Source organism: Gelidimonas denitrificans, from assembly GCF_055694065.1.
In genome coordinates, this window is record NZ_CM146350.1 from 2,360,428 (window position 1) to 2,375,678 (window position 15,251).

Annotated in this window: 15 protein-coding genes; 9 read left to right on the forward strand and 6 right to left on the reverse strand. The window is 57.7% G+C overall.

Features of this window, described 5'->3' with window-relative positions; all coding sequences use genetic code 11:
- From FKCLFG_RS10990 to recA, 5 genes are all read right to left on the reverse strand, one after another.
- Entirely contained in the window at nucleotides 1-1,359 is a 1,359-nt protein-coding gene (locus FKCLFG_RS10990; protein ID WP_472613131.1) for a cbb3-type cytochrome c oxidase subunit I, read from the reverse strand.
- A gap of 8 nt (nucleotides 1,360-1,367) precedes the next feature.
- Nucleotides 1,368-2,186 carry a c-type cytochrome gene (locus FKCLFG_RS10995; RefSeq protein WP_472613132.1) on the reverse strand — a complete coding sequence of 273 codons (819 nt, stop codon included), beginning with the start codon at nucleotides 2,184-2,186 and terminating at the stop codon, nucleotides 1,368-1,370.
- A gap of 60 nt (nucleotides 2,187-2,246) precedes the next feature.
- Nucleotides 2,247-2,378, reverse strand: coding sequence for a hypothetical protein (locus FKCLFG_RS11000; RefSeq protein ID WP_472613133.1), 132 nt, complete (start codon nucleotides 2,376-2,378; stop codon nucleotides 2,247-2,249).
- A gap of 481 nt (nucleotides 2,379-2,859) precedes the next feature.
- Entirely contained in the window at nucleotides 2,860-3,315 is a 456-nt protein-coding gene (gene recX / locus FKCLFG_RS11005; RefSeq protein ID WP_472613134.1) for a recombination regulator RecX, read from the reverse strand.
- A 174-nt stretch (nucleotides 3,316-3,489) separates the two neighbouring features.
- A complete protein-coding gene (gene recA / locus FKCLFG_RS11010; RefSeq protein ID WP_472613135.1) occupies nucleotides 3,490-4,614 on the reverse strand; it encodes a recombinase RecA in 1,125 nt (374 codons plus the stop codon).
- Between the two features lie 278 nt (nucleotides 4,615-4,892).
- On the opposite strand from recA, the gene FKCLFG_RS11015 reads away from it, so the two are divergent.
- Genes FKCLFG_RS11015 through FKCLFG_RS11030 form a run of 4 tightly spaced genes read left to right on the forward strand, consistent with a single transcriptional unit; the run spans nucleotide 4,893 to nucleotide 9,526 of the window.
- On the forward strand, nucleotides 4,893-5,621 hold the full coding sequence (locus FKCLFG_RS11015; protein WP_472613136.1) for a response regulator: 729 nt from the start codon (nucleotides 4,893-4,895) through the stop codon (nucleotides 5,619-5,621).
- Nucleotides 5,622-5,650: 29 nt separating this feature from the next.
- Nucleotides 5,651-7,222 (forward strand): sensor histidine kinase N-terminal domain-containing protein, encoded by a 1,572-nt coding sequence (locus FKCLFG_RS11020; protein ID WP_472613137.1) that lies wholly within the window; start codon nucleotides 5,651-5,653, stop codon nucleotides 7,220-7,222.
- Nucleotide 7,223: 1 nt separating this feature from the next.
- The gene (locus FKCLFG_RS11025; RefSeq protein WP_472613138.1) at nucleotides 7,224-7,490 is read left to right on the forward strand and encodes a DUF4212 domain-containing protein; all 267 of its coding nucleotides are present in this window, start codon (nucleotides 7,224-7,226) and stop codon (nucleotides 7,488-7,490) included.
- Complete coding sequence (locus FKCLFG_RS11030; protein WP_472613139.1) at nucleotides 7,490-9,526, forward strand: sodium:solute symporter family protein; 2,037 nt, start codon at nucleotides 7,490-7,492, stop codon at nucleotides 9,524-9,526. Before FKCLFG_RS11025 ends, FKCLFG_RS11030 begins: the two co-directional genes overlap by 1 nt.
- Before the next feature lie 196 nt (nucleotides 9,527-9,722).
- On the opposite strand, the gene purM is transcribed toward FKCLFG_RS11030, so the two are convergent.
- Nucleotides 9,723-10,766: a phosphoribosylformylglycinamidine cyclo-ligase gene (gene purM / locus FKCLFG_RS11035; protein WP_472613140.1), complete on the reverse strand. Its 1,044-nt coding sequence runs from the start codon at nucleotides 10,764-10,766 to the stop codon at nucleotides 9,723-9,725.
- 104 nt (nucleotides 10,767-10,870) lie between these two features.
- Here purM and FKCLFG_RS11040 point away from each other — a divergent pair, with 104 nt between their 5' ends.
- From FKCLFG_RS11040 to folK, 5 genes are read left to right on the forward strand one after another with little or no spacing between them, the layout of a single operon-like run.
- A complete protein-coding gene (locus tag FKCLFG_RS11040) occupies nucleotides 10,871-11,953 on the forward strand; it encodes an AI-2E family transporter (RefSeq protein ID WP_472613141.1) in 1,083 nt (360 codons plus the stop codon).
- On the forward strand, nucleotides 11,953-12,654 hold the full coding sequence (hda, locus tag FKCLFG_RS11045; protein ID WP_472613142.1) for a DnaA regulatory inactivator Hda: 702 nt from the start codon (nucleotides 11,953-11,955) through the stop codon (nucleotides 12,652-12,654). Before FKCLFG_RS11040 ends, hda begins: the two co-directional genes overlap by 1 nt.
- Complete coding sequence (locus FKCLFG_RS11050; protein WP_472613143.1) at nucleotides 12,651-13,322, forward strand: histidinol-phosphatase; 672 nt, start codon at nucleotides 12,651-12,653, stop codon at nucleotides 13,320-13,322. The genes hda and FKCLFG_RS11050 overlap by 4 nt, the downstream gene beginning before the upstream one ends.
- Nucleotides 13,315-14,688 (forward strand): polynucleotide adenylyltransferase PcnB, encoded by a 1,374-nt coding sequence (pcnB, locus tag FKCLFG_RS11055; RefSeq protein WP_472613144.1) that lies wholly within the window; start codon nucleotides 13,315-13,317, stop codon nucleotides 14,686-14,688. The genes FKCLFG_RS11050 and pcnB overlap by 8 nt, the downstream gene beginning before the upstream one ends.
- Before the next feature lie 14 nt (nucleotides 14,689-14,702).
- Entirely contained in the window at nucleotides 14,703-15,173 is a 471-nt protein-coding gene (gene folK, locus FKCLFG_RS11060) for a 2-amino-4-hydroxy-6-hydroxymethyldihydropteridine diphosphokinase (protein WP_472613145.1), read from the forward strand.
- Nucleotides 15,174-15,251 lie beyond the last annotated feature (78 nt).

Consider the following 15,251-nt stretch of genomic DNA (forward strand, 5'->3'; position numbering starts at 1 on the left):
TTATATTGCCGCTGGTGCCGGCACCACATTGAGCGCATCACTGCTGAGTTTTGGAGCGCTACGGAAAAAATCCCAGATGAACAGGCCTGCGCCAAGCGTAAACATCGTGGCGGTCGTAATCAGCATCAAAAAGTGCACCTGCAACTTGAGTTGCGTATCCAGGTAACCCAGGCCAAGAATGCGCTCCAGATACACCTGGCCGATACCGGCGGTACCAAACGACAGCACCATGCCGAACATGCCGGCGATTTGCAGCCAGAAAGCCCAGTAACCGATACTGCTGCCTTCCACCCGGCGATTGTTGGTCAGGCTGGGCAGCGCATAAGCGATCATCGCCAAGACAATCATTGCATACCCGCCGTAGAACGCCCCGTGGCCATGCATCGCCGTCACCAGTGTGCCGTGGGTCCACTTGTTGACGTCGGGCAAGGTATGCGCCAGCCCGAGCAAACCAGCGCCGAACACGGTGAATACCGCACTGCCTATGGTCCAGTGCACAGCCAGCGCATTAGGATGAGACAGCCCCGAGCGGCGCATCGCAAAATACGCAAACATCGCCATCCCGAGCAATGCCAACGGTTCCAGCGCGCTGAAAAAACCCCCAATCGGAAGCCAGTAATGCGGTACGCCAATCCAATAATAATGGTGGGCGGTGCCGATGATCCCTGCCAAAAAAACCAGGCCGACGATGACATATAGCCATTTCTCCATCACTTCGCGATCGGCACCGGACAGGCGTATCAGCAGATACGCCAGCAAGCCGCCCTGAATCATTTCCCACACACCTTCCACCCACAGATGGATGGTCCACCAGCGGTAAAAAATGGCTACCGTGTAATTGTCGTATTCCACCAGGGCTGGCAGATACAGCAACGCCGCCAGCGCCAGACCTGCTACCAGCACGCCTTCGGTGACGGTCCAGCGCCCTGCCTGCCTGATCGTCATCAGGATGTTGTAAAGGAACAGCAACATCACAATCACAATCACGATTTTCAGCGGGAACGGCTGCTCCAGCAACTTGTTGCCGGCAGTCCAGCCGAACATATAACCAACTACGGCGGTCACGCCCATCAGCGTCCAGGCCACCAGCTGCACATACGCGATCTTGGTACTGTAGATTTCACCGCGCGATTCTTCCGGCACCACGTAATACGTCGCTCCCATGAAGCCGGTCAAGGTCCAGACGATCAACAAATTGGTGTGAATCGCCTTGACCTTGTCGAATGAAAGAATATTCAACAACGGGTCCGGGCCAAGGTATTTTGACGCGGCAAGCAAGCCAAACACCAGCTGCAAACCGAACAGGCACATGGCGACAGCAAAATACCAATATGCAACCGATTGTGAGCGATAGCGCATGGCAGCTCCTATTTCAAAGTTTCCAGATAAGCAACGAGAGTGTCGATTTGTTCTGGTGTGAGGTCAGTCGCGAAGCTGCTCGGCATGAAGGACTGGCCGTTGGCCGAATACATCGGGCCGGGGAATAGATACGCGCTGGGTTTGGCGATCGATTCGCGAATATAGTCGGCAGGAGTTTTGGCGCTGCCCTTGTAATCGGGCGAAGCAATGACTTTGGCAGCATGCGCCCCCAACCCAGCTAGCGAAGGCCCGGCCAGATTCACCCCGGGAGAAACCGAGTGGCAAGCAAAGCAAGCAGGCGGCGTAGATTTGAACAAAGCTTCACCCTTGGCAACAGGTTCCGACGATGCGGCGACTGCCTTGGCTGGCTGACCGACATCCGAGCCGGGTATCGCTGCTCCGGATACGATCAGAGGACGAGGCGGCCAGCCCTGATTGTCAATGTGGCCAACCCAGTCGAGGAAAGCGATGACATTGTCGATGTCCCCCGTGCTCAGATTCGGATTCGGCATCAGCCGCCGATGCTTTTGCTCCGAATAGAATTTCGATGGATCTTTCAGGAAAGCCTGCAGATAAGGTGCGCCGCGCTGCTGCGTGATCTTGGTCAGATCCGGCGCGTAATATGCACCCTCACCCAGCAAGGTATGGCAATTGATGCAGTTGTTGTTGTGCCAGACGTGTTTGCCGCTGATTACCGCAGGTGTAATTTTTTCTGCATGGGTCAGTTCACTAAAGCGGGTATGGCTGTGAACCGTCATGACGATGAATAGCACGGCCGTGGCGGCAGTGCAAAGAATGAAAAAAAGCCGTCCTTGTCGTTTAGTCATCGCGGCCATCCTTTTTTTTATTGAAACCAGGGCGAATCACAAGCAGCCTGACAGACAGATTTACACGCTAATACCACTCCAGTTGCTAATTGAAATTACTGCCGCATAGCCGACCGCCAGCACCATCAGTGCCAGAACTACCATGCTGAAAATTTTGAGGGGTGGGAAAAACCGGGAAGTGCGACTTGTCATGGTTGTCTCCATTTCGGTCGGGGGTAAATCTATGCGCCACATTAATATCAATTCGACATTAACTGTTTTTTCGTCGCATAAAATTTGATAAATATCAAAAAAACAATGCGAAAGACACTCGAAACAACCGTTCAATAACTGGTGTTGTTATGCACGGTCCGCTAAAAACGCGAAAGGCACGAGAAAGATGGGAATGAAGTGTTTCGGACCAGCCGCCCTAGTTGCCAATCGAAAGCTCGGCGAATTTTCAATATTAGCTTGAGTATATTTTATTAGCGCAATGAATATATGCGAAAAATTCGATAAAAATGGCAATACTCCTTTTTTCTCCACAACTCAATGGACTCTGAATCCTATCTGTTCTCTGGTGTCTTTCGTGGACATTGTTGTCCGCCGATGGAATCGCCGACCGTTTGCTGGGCTGTTTTTGAAAAAGCCGAGCAGACGCTCGGCACTCCCAGTCACCCGCCGCAATCCCGGATTAATCGTCGCAATCGACAACGCCGCGCATGGCGGCCTGGATGGCGCGGTGGGAGAAACCGCGCTGCTGCATGAAGCGCATCTGCTTGGCGCGTTCGGTGGCGTCAGTAGCAAGAGTGCCGAACTTTTTGCGCCAGACTGCGCAGGCGCGCGCGACCTCATCTGCTGCCAGTTCCGTCTTGATTCCGGTCAGTGCCTCGCCGCCAATGCCGTGGCTCTGCAATTCAGCGAGGATGCGGCTGTTGCCGTAACGTGCCGCACGCCGGCTGACCAGGGCTTCGGAGAAACGCGTCTGCGACAACCAGTTTTGCGCTTCCAGAAAATCCAGCAGAGCTTCGATATCATCAGACTCTTCTGCGTAACGGGCGAGCTTGCGCCCCAACTCCGCACGGCTGTGCTCTCGCATAGACAGATATCTAAGCGCACGCGCTTTCAGGCTGATTTTTAATGCGGCCATGATTTTAAATCGGTAAAGCCAGCGCGTAGGATGGGTGAAACCCATCACTTTTCAATCGCCAGCAAATGATGGGTTTCACCCATCCTACAAAACTGATCAGCCCAACGAGAGTAGGGGCGGGTTTTGAACCCGCCCCTACTGATAATCCTACTCTACGGCCTGACAGATAAGCACTTAAGGTTGCGCTGGTTGCGCTGGTTGCGCTGATTCCGCGTCCTTATCTTTGTCCTTGCCCTTATCCTTGGCTTTTGGCTTGGCTTGTGCATCCGATGCCAACGGCGGCAACTCCCGCACGCCTAACGATACCCGTACCTTGTTCTCGATTTCGCGCGACAGTTCGGGGCGCTCTTTCAGGTAACTGCGGGCATTATCCTTGCCCTGTCCGATGCGTTCGCCGTTATAGCTATACCAGGAACCGCTCTTTTCAACGATCTTGGCATCGGCACCGAGATCGAGTATTTCACCTTCGCGTGAAGTGCCTTCCCCATACAAAATGTCGAAATGCGCTTCCCTGAACGGTGGGGCAATTTTGTTCTTGACGACCTTGACCCGAGTTTCGTTGCCGATGACTTCATCGCCGGACTTGATCGATCCAGTGCGACGAATATCCAGTCGCACCGATGCGTAAAATTTCAGCGCATTGCCGCCGGTCGTGGTTTCCGGGTTGCCGAACATGACACCGATCTTCATGCGAATCTGGTTGATGAAGATCACCAGCGTATTGGTGCGGTTGATGCTGCCAGTCAGTTTGCGCAATGCCTGCGACATCAGTCGCGCCTGCAGGCCTGGCAGCGAATCGCCCATGTCGCCTTCGATTTCAGCGCGCGGCGTGAGTGCGGCGACCGAGTCGATGACGATCAGGTCAACGCTGCCGGAACGCACCAGCGCATCGGTAATTTCAAGTGCTTGTTCACCGGTATCCGGCTGAGAAATCAGCAAATCTGACAGGTTAATGCCCAATTTCTTGGCATAGCCGACATCCAGCGCATGCTCGGCATCGATAAAGGCACAGGTGCCGCCGAGCTTTTGCATTTCTGCAATGACTTGCAGGGTTAGCGTGGTTTTGCCGGAGGATTCTGGTCCGTAAATCTCGACCACGCGGCCGCGTGGCAAGCCACCGACACCCAGTGCAATATCCAGGCCGAGCGAACCGGTGGAGACCACCTGCACTTCTTCGACCACCGCGCCATCTTCCATGCGCATGACCGAGCCCTTGCCAAACTGTTTCTCGATTTGAGCCAACGCGGCAGCGAGGGCTTTGCTCTTGTCCGTAACGGGAGCGGCTTTCTTATCGTCCATAAGTTTCTTTCAGCAGTGAAGGCGCGGTTGCAGCGTACAGTATTCGCGGTAATGACCGAGTTGAATTATGTCACAAATAGTACTGTATAAAAAAACAGTGAAAATTGCAAGTAAATTTCGATCCCGGTAATCATACTTGAAACCGGAAGCCCGCTGCGCCTTGCTGCCGGGATTGAAACGCAATAGACTGTAAGTCATTCCTGCGAGCATCAAGGCGTTCATTTTTCGTTGCGACTCGTTCATGTTCCTGCTTATTTTTTGATGAATTATTAAAAACCATGCGTATCTTGCTTGCGGAAGACGATAGTGTGCTCGCCGATGGTCTGACCCGTTCTTTGCGTCAGGCCGGCTATGCGACCGATTACGTGCAAAACGGTCTGGAAGCCGATTCTGCCTTGTCCACTCAGGATTTCGATCTGCTGATTCTGGATCTCGGCCTGCCCAAGATGCCGGGCCTGGAGGTGTTGCGGCGTCTGCGCGCCCGCAATTCGCATTTGCCGGTATTGATCCTGACCGCCGCCGATTCGATCGAGCAGCGCGTCAAAGGGCTCGATCTGGGGGCTGACGATTACATGGCCAAACCGTTCGCGCTGTCCGAGCTGGAAGCTCGGGTGCGCGCCCTCACACGACGCGGCGCCGGCGGCGGCCCGACCGTCATCAAGCATGGCCCGCTGACCTATGACCAGGTTGGCCGCACTGCCTACATCGACGAGCAGATGCTTGACCTTTCCGCGCGCGAACTCGGTTTGCTGGAAGTGCTGCTGCAGCGCACCGGACGCCTGGTTTCCAAGGATCAGCTGGTGGATCATCTGTGCGAATGGGGCGAGGAAGTCAGCAATAACGCGATTGAAGTCTATGTACATCGCCTGCGCAAGAAAATCGAGATCGGCGGGGTGCGCATCGTAACGGTGCGCGGCATCGGCTACTGCCTTGAAAAATTTCCTGAAACGCCCAACGCCAATACTCCCGGCGCGGCCGGCAACCCTGCTGCACCCACGCCGCGTTAGCACCATCATGATCCGGTCCTGAGCTAGCTATGAGCGACGCCAGAAAAGTGGACGCCAGTGCCGCCGATGCCACATCGACTGCATCACATTCATTGCCCGCTACGCCAACGACGCAGCCGATTGAGCCGATCCAGCGTTCCTTGTTCGGTGAAATCCTGGACTGGATGCTGGTGCCTTTATTGCTGCTGTGGCCGATGAGCATCGCCATCACTTACATCGTCACCAAGTCGATCGCCAACCAGCCTTTTGATCATGCGCTGGAAGACCGGGTCGCGGTGCTGGCGCAGCAAGTCAAGCAGGTGAACGGCAAAGTCGTCACCCAAACCAGCGCCGCTTCGCGCGACATGTTGCGGGCCGACGATATCGATTACGTGTATTTCCAGGTTCAGGGACCGCATGCGGAGTTCATCGAAGGCGACCGCGACATGCCGATGCCGGCGCCGCAGGACGCGGAGAAACCCCTGCCCGGCATCATCGCATTTCGCAACGACACGATGCACGGGACAGAAATTCGGGTCGCCTACACCTATGTCGATTTGTACCGCTGGCAGTCGCAATCTAATATAACCGCCTCGAAAGAAACGGCAACGGCGCTGGTGCAGGTCGGTGAAACTCTGGACAAACGGGCCCAGCTTGCCAATGAAATCATCAAGGGCGTGATCATGCCGCAGTTCATCATTCTGCCAATCGCGCTGGCGCTGGTCTGGCTGGCGCTGTCGCGCGGTTTGCTGCCGCTGGCGGAACTGCAGCAACGCATCCGCAACCGGCGGCTGGACGATTTGAGCCCGATCGACTCGGGCCAGGTGCCGGAAGAAATTTCGCCGCTCATAAATTCTTTTAATGACATGCTGGTGCGGCTATCGCAATCGACCGAGATGCAGAAACGCTTCATCGCCGATGCCGCGCACCAGATGAAAACGCCGCTGGCGGGCATGCGCATGCAATCCGAACTGGCTCTGCGCCAGACCGATCAGGATGAAATCCACCGTTCGCTGCTGCAATTATTGAAGAGTTCGGAATCGGCCACGCGCCTGGTCAACCAATTGCTGGCGCTGGCGCGCACCGAAAACCAGACCCCGGCCGCCAAACCGTTCGAGCCGCTGGAATTATCTGAACTGGCGCGCAATGCGGTGCAGGACTGGGTGCAAACCTCTTTTGCCTATCGCATCGACCTGGGTTTCGAGTCGCCGGGGCACCCGATCATGATCAGTGGCAATCCGCTGATGCTGCGCGAACTGCTCAATAATTTGATCGACAATGCGCTGCGGTATACGCCGCCGCAAGGCTACGTCACCGTGCGAGTGCGCAGCGACGCAGACAATGCGCAAGCGTTTCTGGAAGTCGAGGATACCGGGCCGGGCATCCCGGCCATCGACCGCAACCATATTTTCGAGCGCTTTTACCGCATCCTGGGCAGTAATGTTGAAGGCAGCGGACTCGGCCTGGCGATTGTCAGAGAGATCGCCCTGCAACACGATGCAGTAATCGATATTTTCGACAATCCGCATCAGAACGATCCGAAATTTCCTGGCAGCCTGTTTCGCATCACTTTGCACATGAGACCGCGCCCTGCCATGGGCATGATCGAGAATCTGGGCTGATATGACACGCCCCAGCCGGCAATTCGTACAGCGCACCAATCACTGGCGCGCCACCAAGCGCCTGACAGCGGTGCTGCTGCTGACATGGCTGATCATCACTTTCGGTAGTATTTTTTTCGCCCGGGAACTGTCCACCCTCACCCTGTTCGGCTGGCCAGTGTCGTTTTACATGATCGCCCAGGGCGTGCCGTTAATTTACGTGGTCATTCTAGGCATCTATGCCTGGCGCATGCGCACCCTCGACTTGCGCTGCAGGAGCGAAGACTGATGGCGGACAAGGCTTTCAACCGAAAGCTCCGGCGCTATTATTCCTGGTACACACTGGGTCTGATCCTGTTCCTGGGCGCACTCTCGATTCTGGAATTCGAAGGTGTGCCGCGGGCCTGGATCGGCTATCTGTTTTTGTTCGCCACCATCGCGCTGTACGCTGGCATTGGCGTCATGAGCCGTACCTCCGACGTGGCGGAATATTATGTGGCCGGACGACGCGTGCCGGCCATGTTCAACGGCATGGCGACCGCTGCCGACTGGCTGTCGGCGGCCAGTTTCATCAGCCTGGCCGGCGGCCTGTACCTGCAGGGTTTCGACGGCATGGCGTATATCGTCGGCTGGACCGGCGGTTACTGCCTGGTCGCCTTGCTGATCGCGCCTTACCTGCGCAAATTCGGCCAGTACACCATTCCAGACTTCCTGGCGGCACGCTACAGCGGCCGCCACGGCGGCAACCCGGTGCGGGTGCTGGCGGTGATTGCCACCATTCTGGTCTCGTTTACTTATGTGGTGGCGCAGATTTACGGCGTCGGCCTGATTACATCGCGCTTTACCGGGGTCGATTTTTCGGTCGGAATATTTCTCGGGCTGGCCAGCATTCTGGTGTGCTCGTTCATGGGCGGCATGCGCGCCATCACCTGGACCCAGATTGCGCAATACATCATCATGATTGCCGCCTACATGATCCCGGTGTTCTGGCTATCGGCCAAGCACACTAGCGTGCCAGTGCCGCAAATCGCTTACGGCGCGGTATTGGCGAAAATCGGCCAGGCCGAAAAAAAGCTGGAAAGCGATCCGAAAGAACAGCAAGTGCGCACCATCTTCAAGCGCGTCGCCGCCGATTACGCACAGAAGATGGAGGCGCTGCCGGCCTCGCTGCAGCAAGGCCGCGCCGTATTGCAAGGCCAGGTCGATCGCCTGAAAAAAAACGGCGCGACCCTGATCGATATCAAGATCGCCGAGCGGGCATTATCGAGTTACCCAAAAACCAGCGAAGAAGCCCACAGCCTTTGGAGCCAGGCGCGGCGCCATAATCTGGCGCGGGCCGACTCCATCCTCGACCACAGCACGCCCTTTCCAGCCCAGGATGCGGCTGCCTCCGACATCAAGCGCAACAATTTCCTGGCACTGGTGTTTTGCCTGATGGTCGGAACCGCCGCCTTGCCGCACATCCTGCTGCGCTACTACACCACGCCATCGGTGCAGGAAACGCGGGCTTCGGTGTTCTGGTCGCTGTTTTTCATCATGCTGATCTACATCACCATCCCGGCGCTGGCGGTGCTGGTGAAGTATGAAATCTATACGTCACTGGTGGGCACCGCCTTCACCAAGCTGCCGGCGTGGGTGTCGTACTGGGCCAACATCGACAAGATCGCGCCGCTGATCTCGATCATCGACATCAACCATGACGGCGTCGTGCAACTGGCCGAGATCGCCATCGACGGCGACATCATCGTGCTGGCCACGCCGGAAATCGCCGGCCTGCCGTATGTAGTTTCCGGCCTGATCGCGGCCGGTGGTCTGGCGGCGGCATTATCGACTGCCGACGGCTTGTTGCTGACCATCTCGAACGCGCTGTCGCACGATATTTATTACAAGGTGCTGGACCCGAGCGCATCAACCCAAAAACGTCTGACGATTTCCAAACTGCTGCTGGTGGTGGTGGCGCTGGTGGCCGCCTATACCGCATCGCTGAAACCGGGCGACATCCTGTCGATGGTGGGCGCCGCATTTTCAATGGCGGCTTCGGCGCTATTTCCCGCGCTGGTGCTGGGCGTGTTCTGGAAGCGCGCCAACCAGCAAGGCGCCATCGCCGGCATGGTCACCGGCTTTGCCGTATGCGTGTATTACATAGTGCATACGCATCCGGCTCTGGGCGGCAGCAGCGCCGCTCAATGGTTCCATATCGCGCCGATCTCGGCCGGCGTGTTCGGCGTGCCAGCCGGAATGCTGGCACTGATTATCGCCAGCCTGGCGACGCAGCCACCCAAACCAGAGACGCTAGCCTTTGTTGACCATATCCGTGCGCCTTGAGTTGCAGCAGAAATAAAAAAACGGCAGAACGAAATTAATTCGTTCTGCCGTTTTTTTATGCTTGTCGCGATGCGATTACACAGTCCTAGTATAGCCAAAAATGACCTTATTTCCGCATACAATCAGAGCGCCCTTAAATATACTATGCCAACAACCGGCAGGGGCGGGTTTGGAACCCGCCCCTACTTGCTCAACATCACAGCACAATGGTTTGCGCTTCGTCACCTTGGCGTGCGCGAATGGTGCCGATCTGGCTGACGGTTTCGCCGGCGGCTTGCAGTTGGGCGATAGCGGCAGCGGCGTTCTGCTGCGAGACGATTACAACCATGCCGATGCCGCAGTTGAAGACGCGGTGCATCTCGGCATCGGCCACATTGCCGTGCTGCTGCAGCCAGGTAAACAGCGGCGGCATGGTCCATTTTGCGCGGTCGAGTTCGGCCGTCAGGTGCGGCTGCAGCACGCGCGGCACGTTTTCGACCAGGCCGCCGCCGGTGATATGGGCCATGCCCTTGACTTCCATGGAGGCGATCAGCGCCAGCAGCGGCTTGACATACAAATGCGTCGGTTCCATCAGCACGTCGGCCAGTTTGCGGCCGTGGAAATCGCTGTCCAGGTCCGGCTTGGCGATTTCGATAATCTTGCGCACCAGCGAATAACCGTTGGAGTGCGCGCCGGACGAGGCCAGGCCCAGCACCACATCGCCGGGGATGATCGTGCTGCCGTCGATGATTTTCGATTTTTCCACCACGCCGACTGCAAAACCGGCCAGATCGTATTCGCCGTCCGGATACATGCTCGGCATTTCAGCGGTTTCGCCGCCGATCAGTGCGCAACCGGACAATTCGCAACCCTTGGCAATGCCTTTGATGACATCGGTGGCGCTAGCCACATCGAGCTTGCCGCAGGCGAAATAGTCGAGAAAAAACAACGGTTCGGCGCCCTGCACCAGGATATCGTTGACGCTCATCGCAACCAGGTCGATGCCGACCGTGTCGTGACGATTCAGGTGAAAAGCCAGCTTGAGCTTGGTGCCCACGCCATCGGTGCCGGATACCAGCACCGGCTCCTTGAATTTTTTGCTGATTTCGAACAGCGCGCCGAAGCCGCCGATGCCGCCCATCACGCCTTCGCGCATGGTGCGTTTGGCAAACGGCTTGATCGCTTCGATCAGCGCATCTCCCGCATCGATGTCAACACCGGCGTCGCGGTAGGAAAGGGAAACGTTTGGAGTCGAGTTCATGGTGTGATTGGCGGCAGAGGCGGTAAAATAAAGGAATGTGACCGCGTCAAACAGGCGCGGCAAAGTGGTATTTTATCAAACTGACCCGAACCGACACCCATTTAATGCCATTTCCCCTCACTTCCGAGCAAAAACAATCTGCAACCTGGCTGGCGCTGGGGATATTACTGATCGTCCTGCTGATCTTGCTGGGGCCGGTTCTGACCCCGTTCATTGCGGCGGCGATTCTGGCATATGCGCTCAACCCGGGCGTCGACTGGCTCGACCGCAAGCGCATCGGCCGCTTCAGGCTGCCGCGCTCGGTGGCGACATTGCTGGTGATTGCGCTGCTGTTTGCTGCTCTGCTAGCGCTGATCCTGATTGTGGTGCCGGTGTTGCAGAGTCAGTTGCCGCTGTTGCGCGAAAAAATACCGGCCTTTCTGGCGCAGGCAAATAATTTTCTGAGCCCACGTCTGACGGCACTGGGAATTCACGTCAACCTGGATATCGATGGCTTGAAAGAACTGGTGTCGTCGAAGATGGCCTCCAGCGGCGACCAGATCTGGGGTACCCTGCTCACCTCGGCCAAACAGGGTAGTTCGGCAGTGCTGGGGTGGACCGCAATGGTGCTGCTGATTCCATTCATTCTGTTCTACCTATTGCTGGACTGGCATCGAATTTTGGCATCCACCTTCAGGCTGATACCGCGCCCGTGGATCGACAAAACCCGCGTGATCTCGAACGATGTCGATGGCTTGTTGGCGCAATACCTGCGTGGGCAATTGCTGGTGATGCTGATTTTGGCAGTGTATTACTCGGTGACCCTGATGCTGGCGGGCTTTGACGTTGGGCTGCCAGTCGGCATCATCACCGGCTTGCTGGCTTTCATTCCCTATCTGGGCTTCGGACTGGGCCTGATACTGGCGCTCATTGCAGCGGTACTGCAATTCGACGGCTTGCACGGCTTGCTCCTGGTAGCCCTGATTTACGGAGTGGGCCAAGTTATCGAAAGCTATTTCCTGACGCCGCGCCTGATCGGCGAGCGCATCGGCCTGCATCCGCTGGCGGTGATTTTCGCGCTGATGGCGTTCGGTCAGCTGTTCGGTTTTGTCGGCATCCTGCTGGCGCTACCGATGGCGGCCATCTTTTCAGTCGCGATCAAGCATGTGCGCGCACATTATTTAGAAAGTAGTTTTTACAACCAATGATGCGGCAACTACTACTCGATTTAGGGGCGGAAAAACCGCAGACCTTCGATAACTTCTTCGTCGGACAGAATCCCGAACTGGCCGAACGCCTGCAGCAAATCGTGGCGCGCGTCTCCAGCGAACGCTTCGTGTATGTCTGGGGCCAGCCCGGCGCCGGCAAAACCCATCTGCTGCGTGCGGTGGCGGAAGCGGCCGCGCCCACTGCACGTTTCATTGCATCCGACGCCGACGCAGCAGCCTTCCAGTTCGACCCTGGTGTCACGCTGTATTTGATCGACGACTGCGACCAGTTATCCCCCGCGCTGCAGATCGAAGCCTTCAACCTGTTCAATCAGGTGCGCGAGCACGGCTATGCGCTGGTGGCGGTCGGCAACCTACCGCCAGCTACCCTAGCGGTGCGGGAAGACTTGCGCACCCGGCTTGGCTGGGGCTTGATTTATCGCCTGCATGAGCTCACCGACGAAGAAAAAATTGCCGCTCTGAACTATTCCGCCCAGATGCGCGGCCTGAGCTTATCGCCCGGCGTGCTGCCGTATTTGCTGACACACACCGAGCGCGACATGCGCTCGCTATCGACCATTCTGGACGGTCTGGATAAATATTCCCTGGAAACCCAACGCCCGATTACCTTGTCGCTGTTGCGCAGCCTGCTGCAACTGGGACAACTTGAACCTCCGGAAAGCACACCGAAAGCACCATGAATTTAGCCCTGTTTGACCTCGATCACACCCTGATTCCGATCGATTCCGATTACGAATGGGGGCAATTTCTGGCGCGCATCGGCGCGGTGGACCCTGTCGCATTCGAGCTGCGCAACGCCGCCTTCTTCGCCCAGTACCAGGCCGGCACGCTGGACCCGGTCGAGTACCTGGAATTCGCGCTGGGCACGCTGGCGCAATTTTCGCGCCGCCAACTCGACGACTGGCATGCGCAATTCATGGCCGAAGTGATCCTTCCGGTCATCACGCCGGCAGCGCGCGACCTGCTGAGACGCCACCAGGACGCCGACGATCTGGTCGCCATCATCACCGCCACCAACCGCTTCGTCGCCGCGCCGATTGCTAGAGCGCTGGAGGTGCGGCATTTGATCGCAGCCGAGCCGGAAACCCTGCCCGACGGCACCATCACCGGCAAACTGATCGGGATTCCGAGTTCGGGCGCCGGCAAGGTGCGCCATACCCACGACTGGCTCGCCGGCATGGGGAAATCCCTCGGCAGCTTCGGCCAGAGCCATTTTTACAGCGATTCGCAAAACGATATTCCGCTATTGTCAGCCGTCACCCATCCGGTGGCGACCAATCCCAATGCCATACTGGAAGCGCACGCCAGAGCGCTCGGCTGGCCCATCCTGAAGTTATTCCATGATTAAAAAATACATCCGCAAGATATTGGGCATCACCAAGACCGATGCCGCCGGCAACAACATGGAGCCGGACACGCTCGGCCCGAAACAGCACGGCATCGACCCCGGGCTGTTGTCGAACAACGCGATCCGCGTCACGAAAACCCTGCAAGACGCCGGCTTCAAGGCGTATGTGGTGGGCGGCGCGGTGCGCGACCTGCTGCTGGGCGTGAAGCCGAAAGATTTCGACATCGCCACCAACGCCACCCCGGAGCAAGTCAAGCGTTTATTCAGGCGCGCGTTCATCATCGGCAAGCGGTTCCAGATCGTGCATGTGATGTTCGGCCAGGATTTGCTGGAAGTAACCACCTTCCGCGGCCCGGCCGCAGTCGAGTCGCCTAAAGACGAGCACGGCCGGGTGCTGCGCGACAATACCTTCGGCGCGCACCACGAGGATGCGGTGCGGCGCGATTTCACCATCAATGCGATGTATTACGATCCGGCGACCCAGACCGTGCTCGATTTCCACGGCGGCATGGCCGACATCCGCAAGAAAACGCTGCGCATCATCGGCATCCCGGAGGCGCGTTTCCGCGAAGATCCGGTGCGCATGTTGCGGGCGGTGCGCTTCGCGGCCCGGCTGCAGTTTTCGATCGACCCCGCCACCGCCGCGCCGATTGCGGTGATGGCGCCGCTGATCAACAACGTGCCCTCGGCCCGGGTATTCGACGAAATGCTCAAGCTGCTGTTGAGCGGCCAGGCGCTGGCTTGCCTGAAACGCTTGCGCTCGGAAGGCTTGCATCACGGCTTGCTGCCTTTGCTCGACGTGGTGCTGGAACAGCCGATGGGCGAGAAATTCATCACGCTGGCGCTGGCCGCCACCGACGAGCGGGTCAAGCTGGGCAAACCGGTTTCACCCGGATTCCTGTTCGCCTCGCTGTTGTGGCATCAGGTGCTGGAGAAATGGACCGCCTACCAGGCCGCCGGCGAAAATCCGATTCCCGCCTTGCATCTGGCCGCCGACGACGTGCTCGACACGCAATCCGACAAGCTGGCGATTCAGCGCAAGATCGGCTCCGACATGCGCGACATCTGGGCCATGCAGCCGCGCTTCGAGCGCCGCATCGGCAAATCGCCCTACAAGCTGCTGGAGCATCCGCGCCTGCGCGCCGCTTACGATTTCCTGCTGCTGCGCTGCGCTTCCGGCGAGATTGATGCTGAGATCGGCGTGTGGTGGACCAGCTTCATGGCCGCCGATGGCAACGAGCGCGAAGTATTGCTGACCGCAAAACCGCGCAGTGCGGCCGCGCCCGACGGCGCAGCAAAACGCGGCGCATCACGCGGCGGACGCGGCCGCAAGAAAGTCAGCGGCAACACCGAAAGCGCGCAGTGACATTGCAGCCGCCAATGCAAGCTTACATTGGCCTGGGCGCCAATCTGGGCGATGCGCGCAGTCAGGTGTTGCGCGCCATCGAACAATTGGAAACTCTGCCCGATACCCGTGTCAGCGCGCAATCGAGCCTGTTTCGCAGCGCGCCGATTGACGCTGCCGGCGACGATTTCATTAATGCGGTGGTGCAACTCGAAACCCGCTTGCCAGCCGCCGAACTGCTGCTGGCGCTGCAAGCGATCGAACAGGATTTCGGCCGCCAGCGCCCGTATCCGAACGCGCCACGCACGCTCGACCTCGATCTGCTGCTGTACGGCAACCAGACGATTGCCAGCGCGACGCTGCAAGTGCCGCATCCGCGCATGACACAGCGCGCCTTCGTGCTGATCCCGTTGCTGCAAATCGACCCGCTGATCCAGATTCCGGGCCACGGCGCCGCACAGCAGTTCGCACCCGCAGTGGCGGATCAGGCCATTCAGAGAATCTGACACAGCTTTGGCGCAATAAATATACCGGCAATAGTATTTTCAGAACAGCACAGAAAACATGCGGAAAATGGCATTATT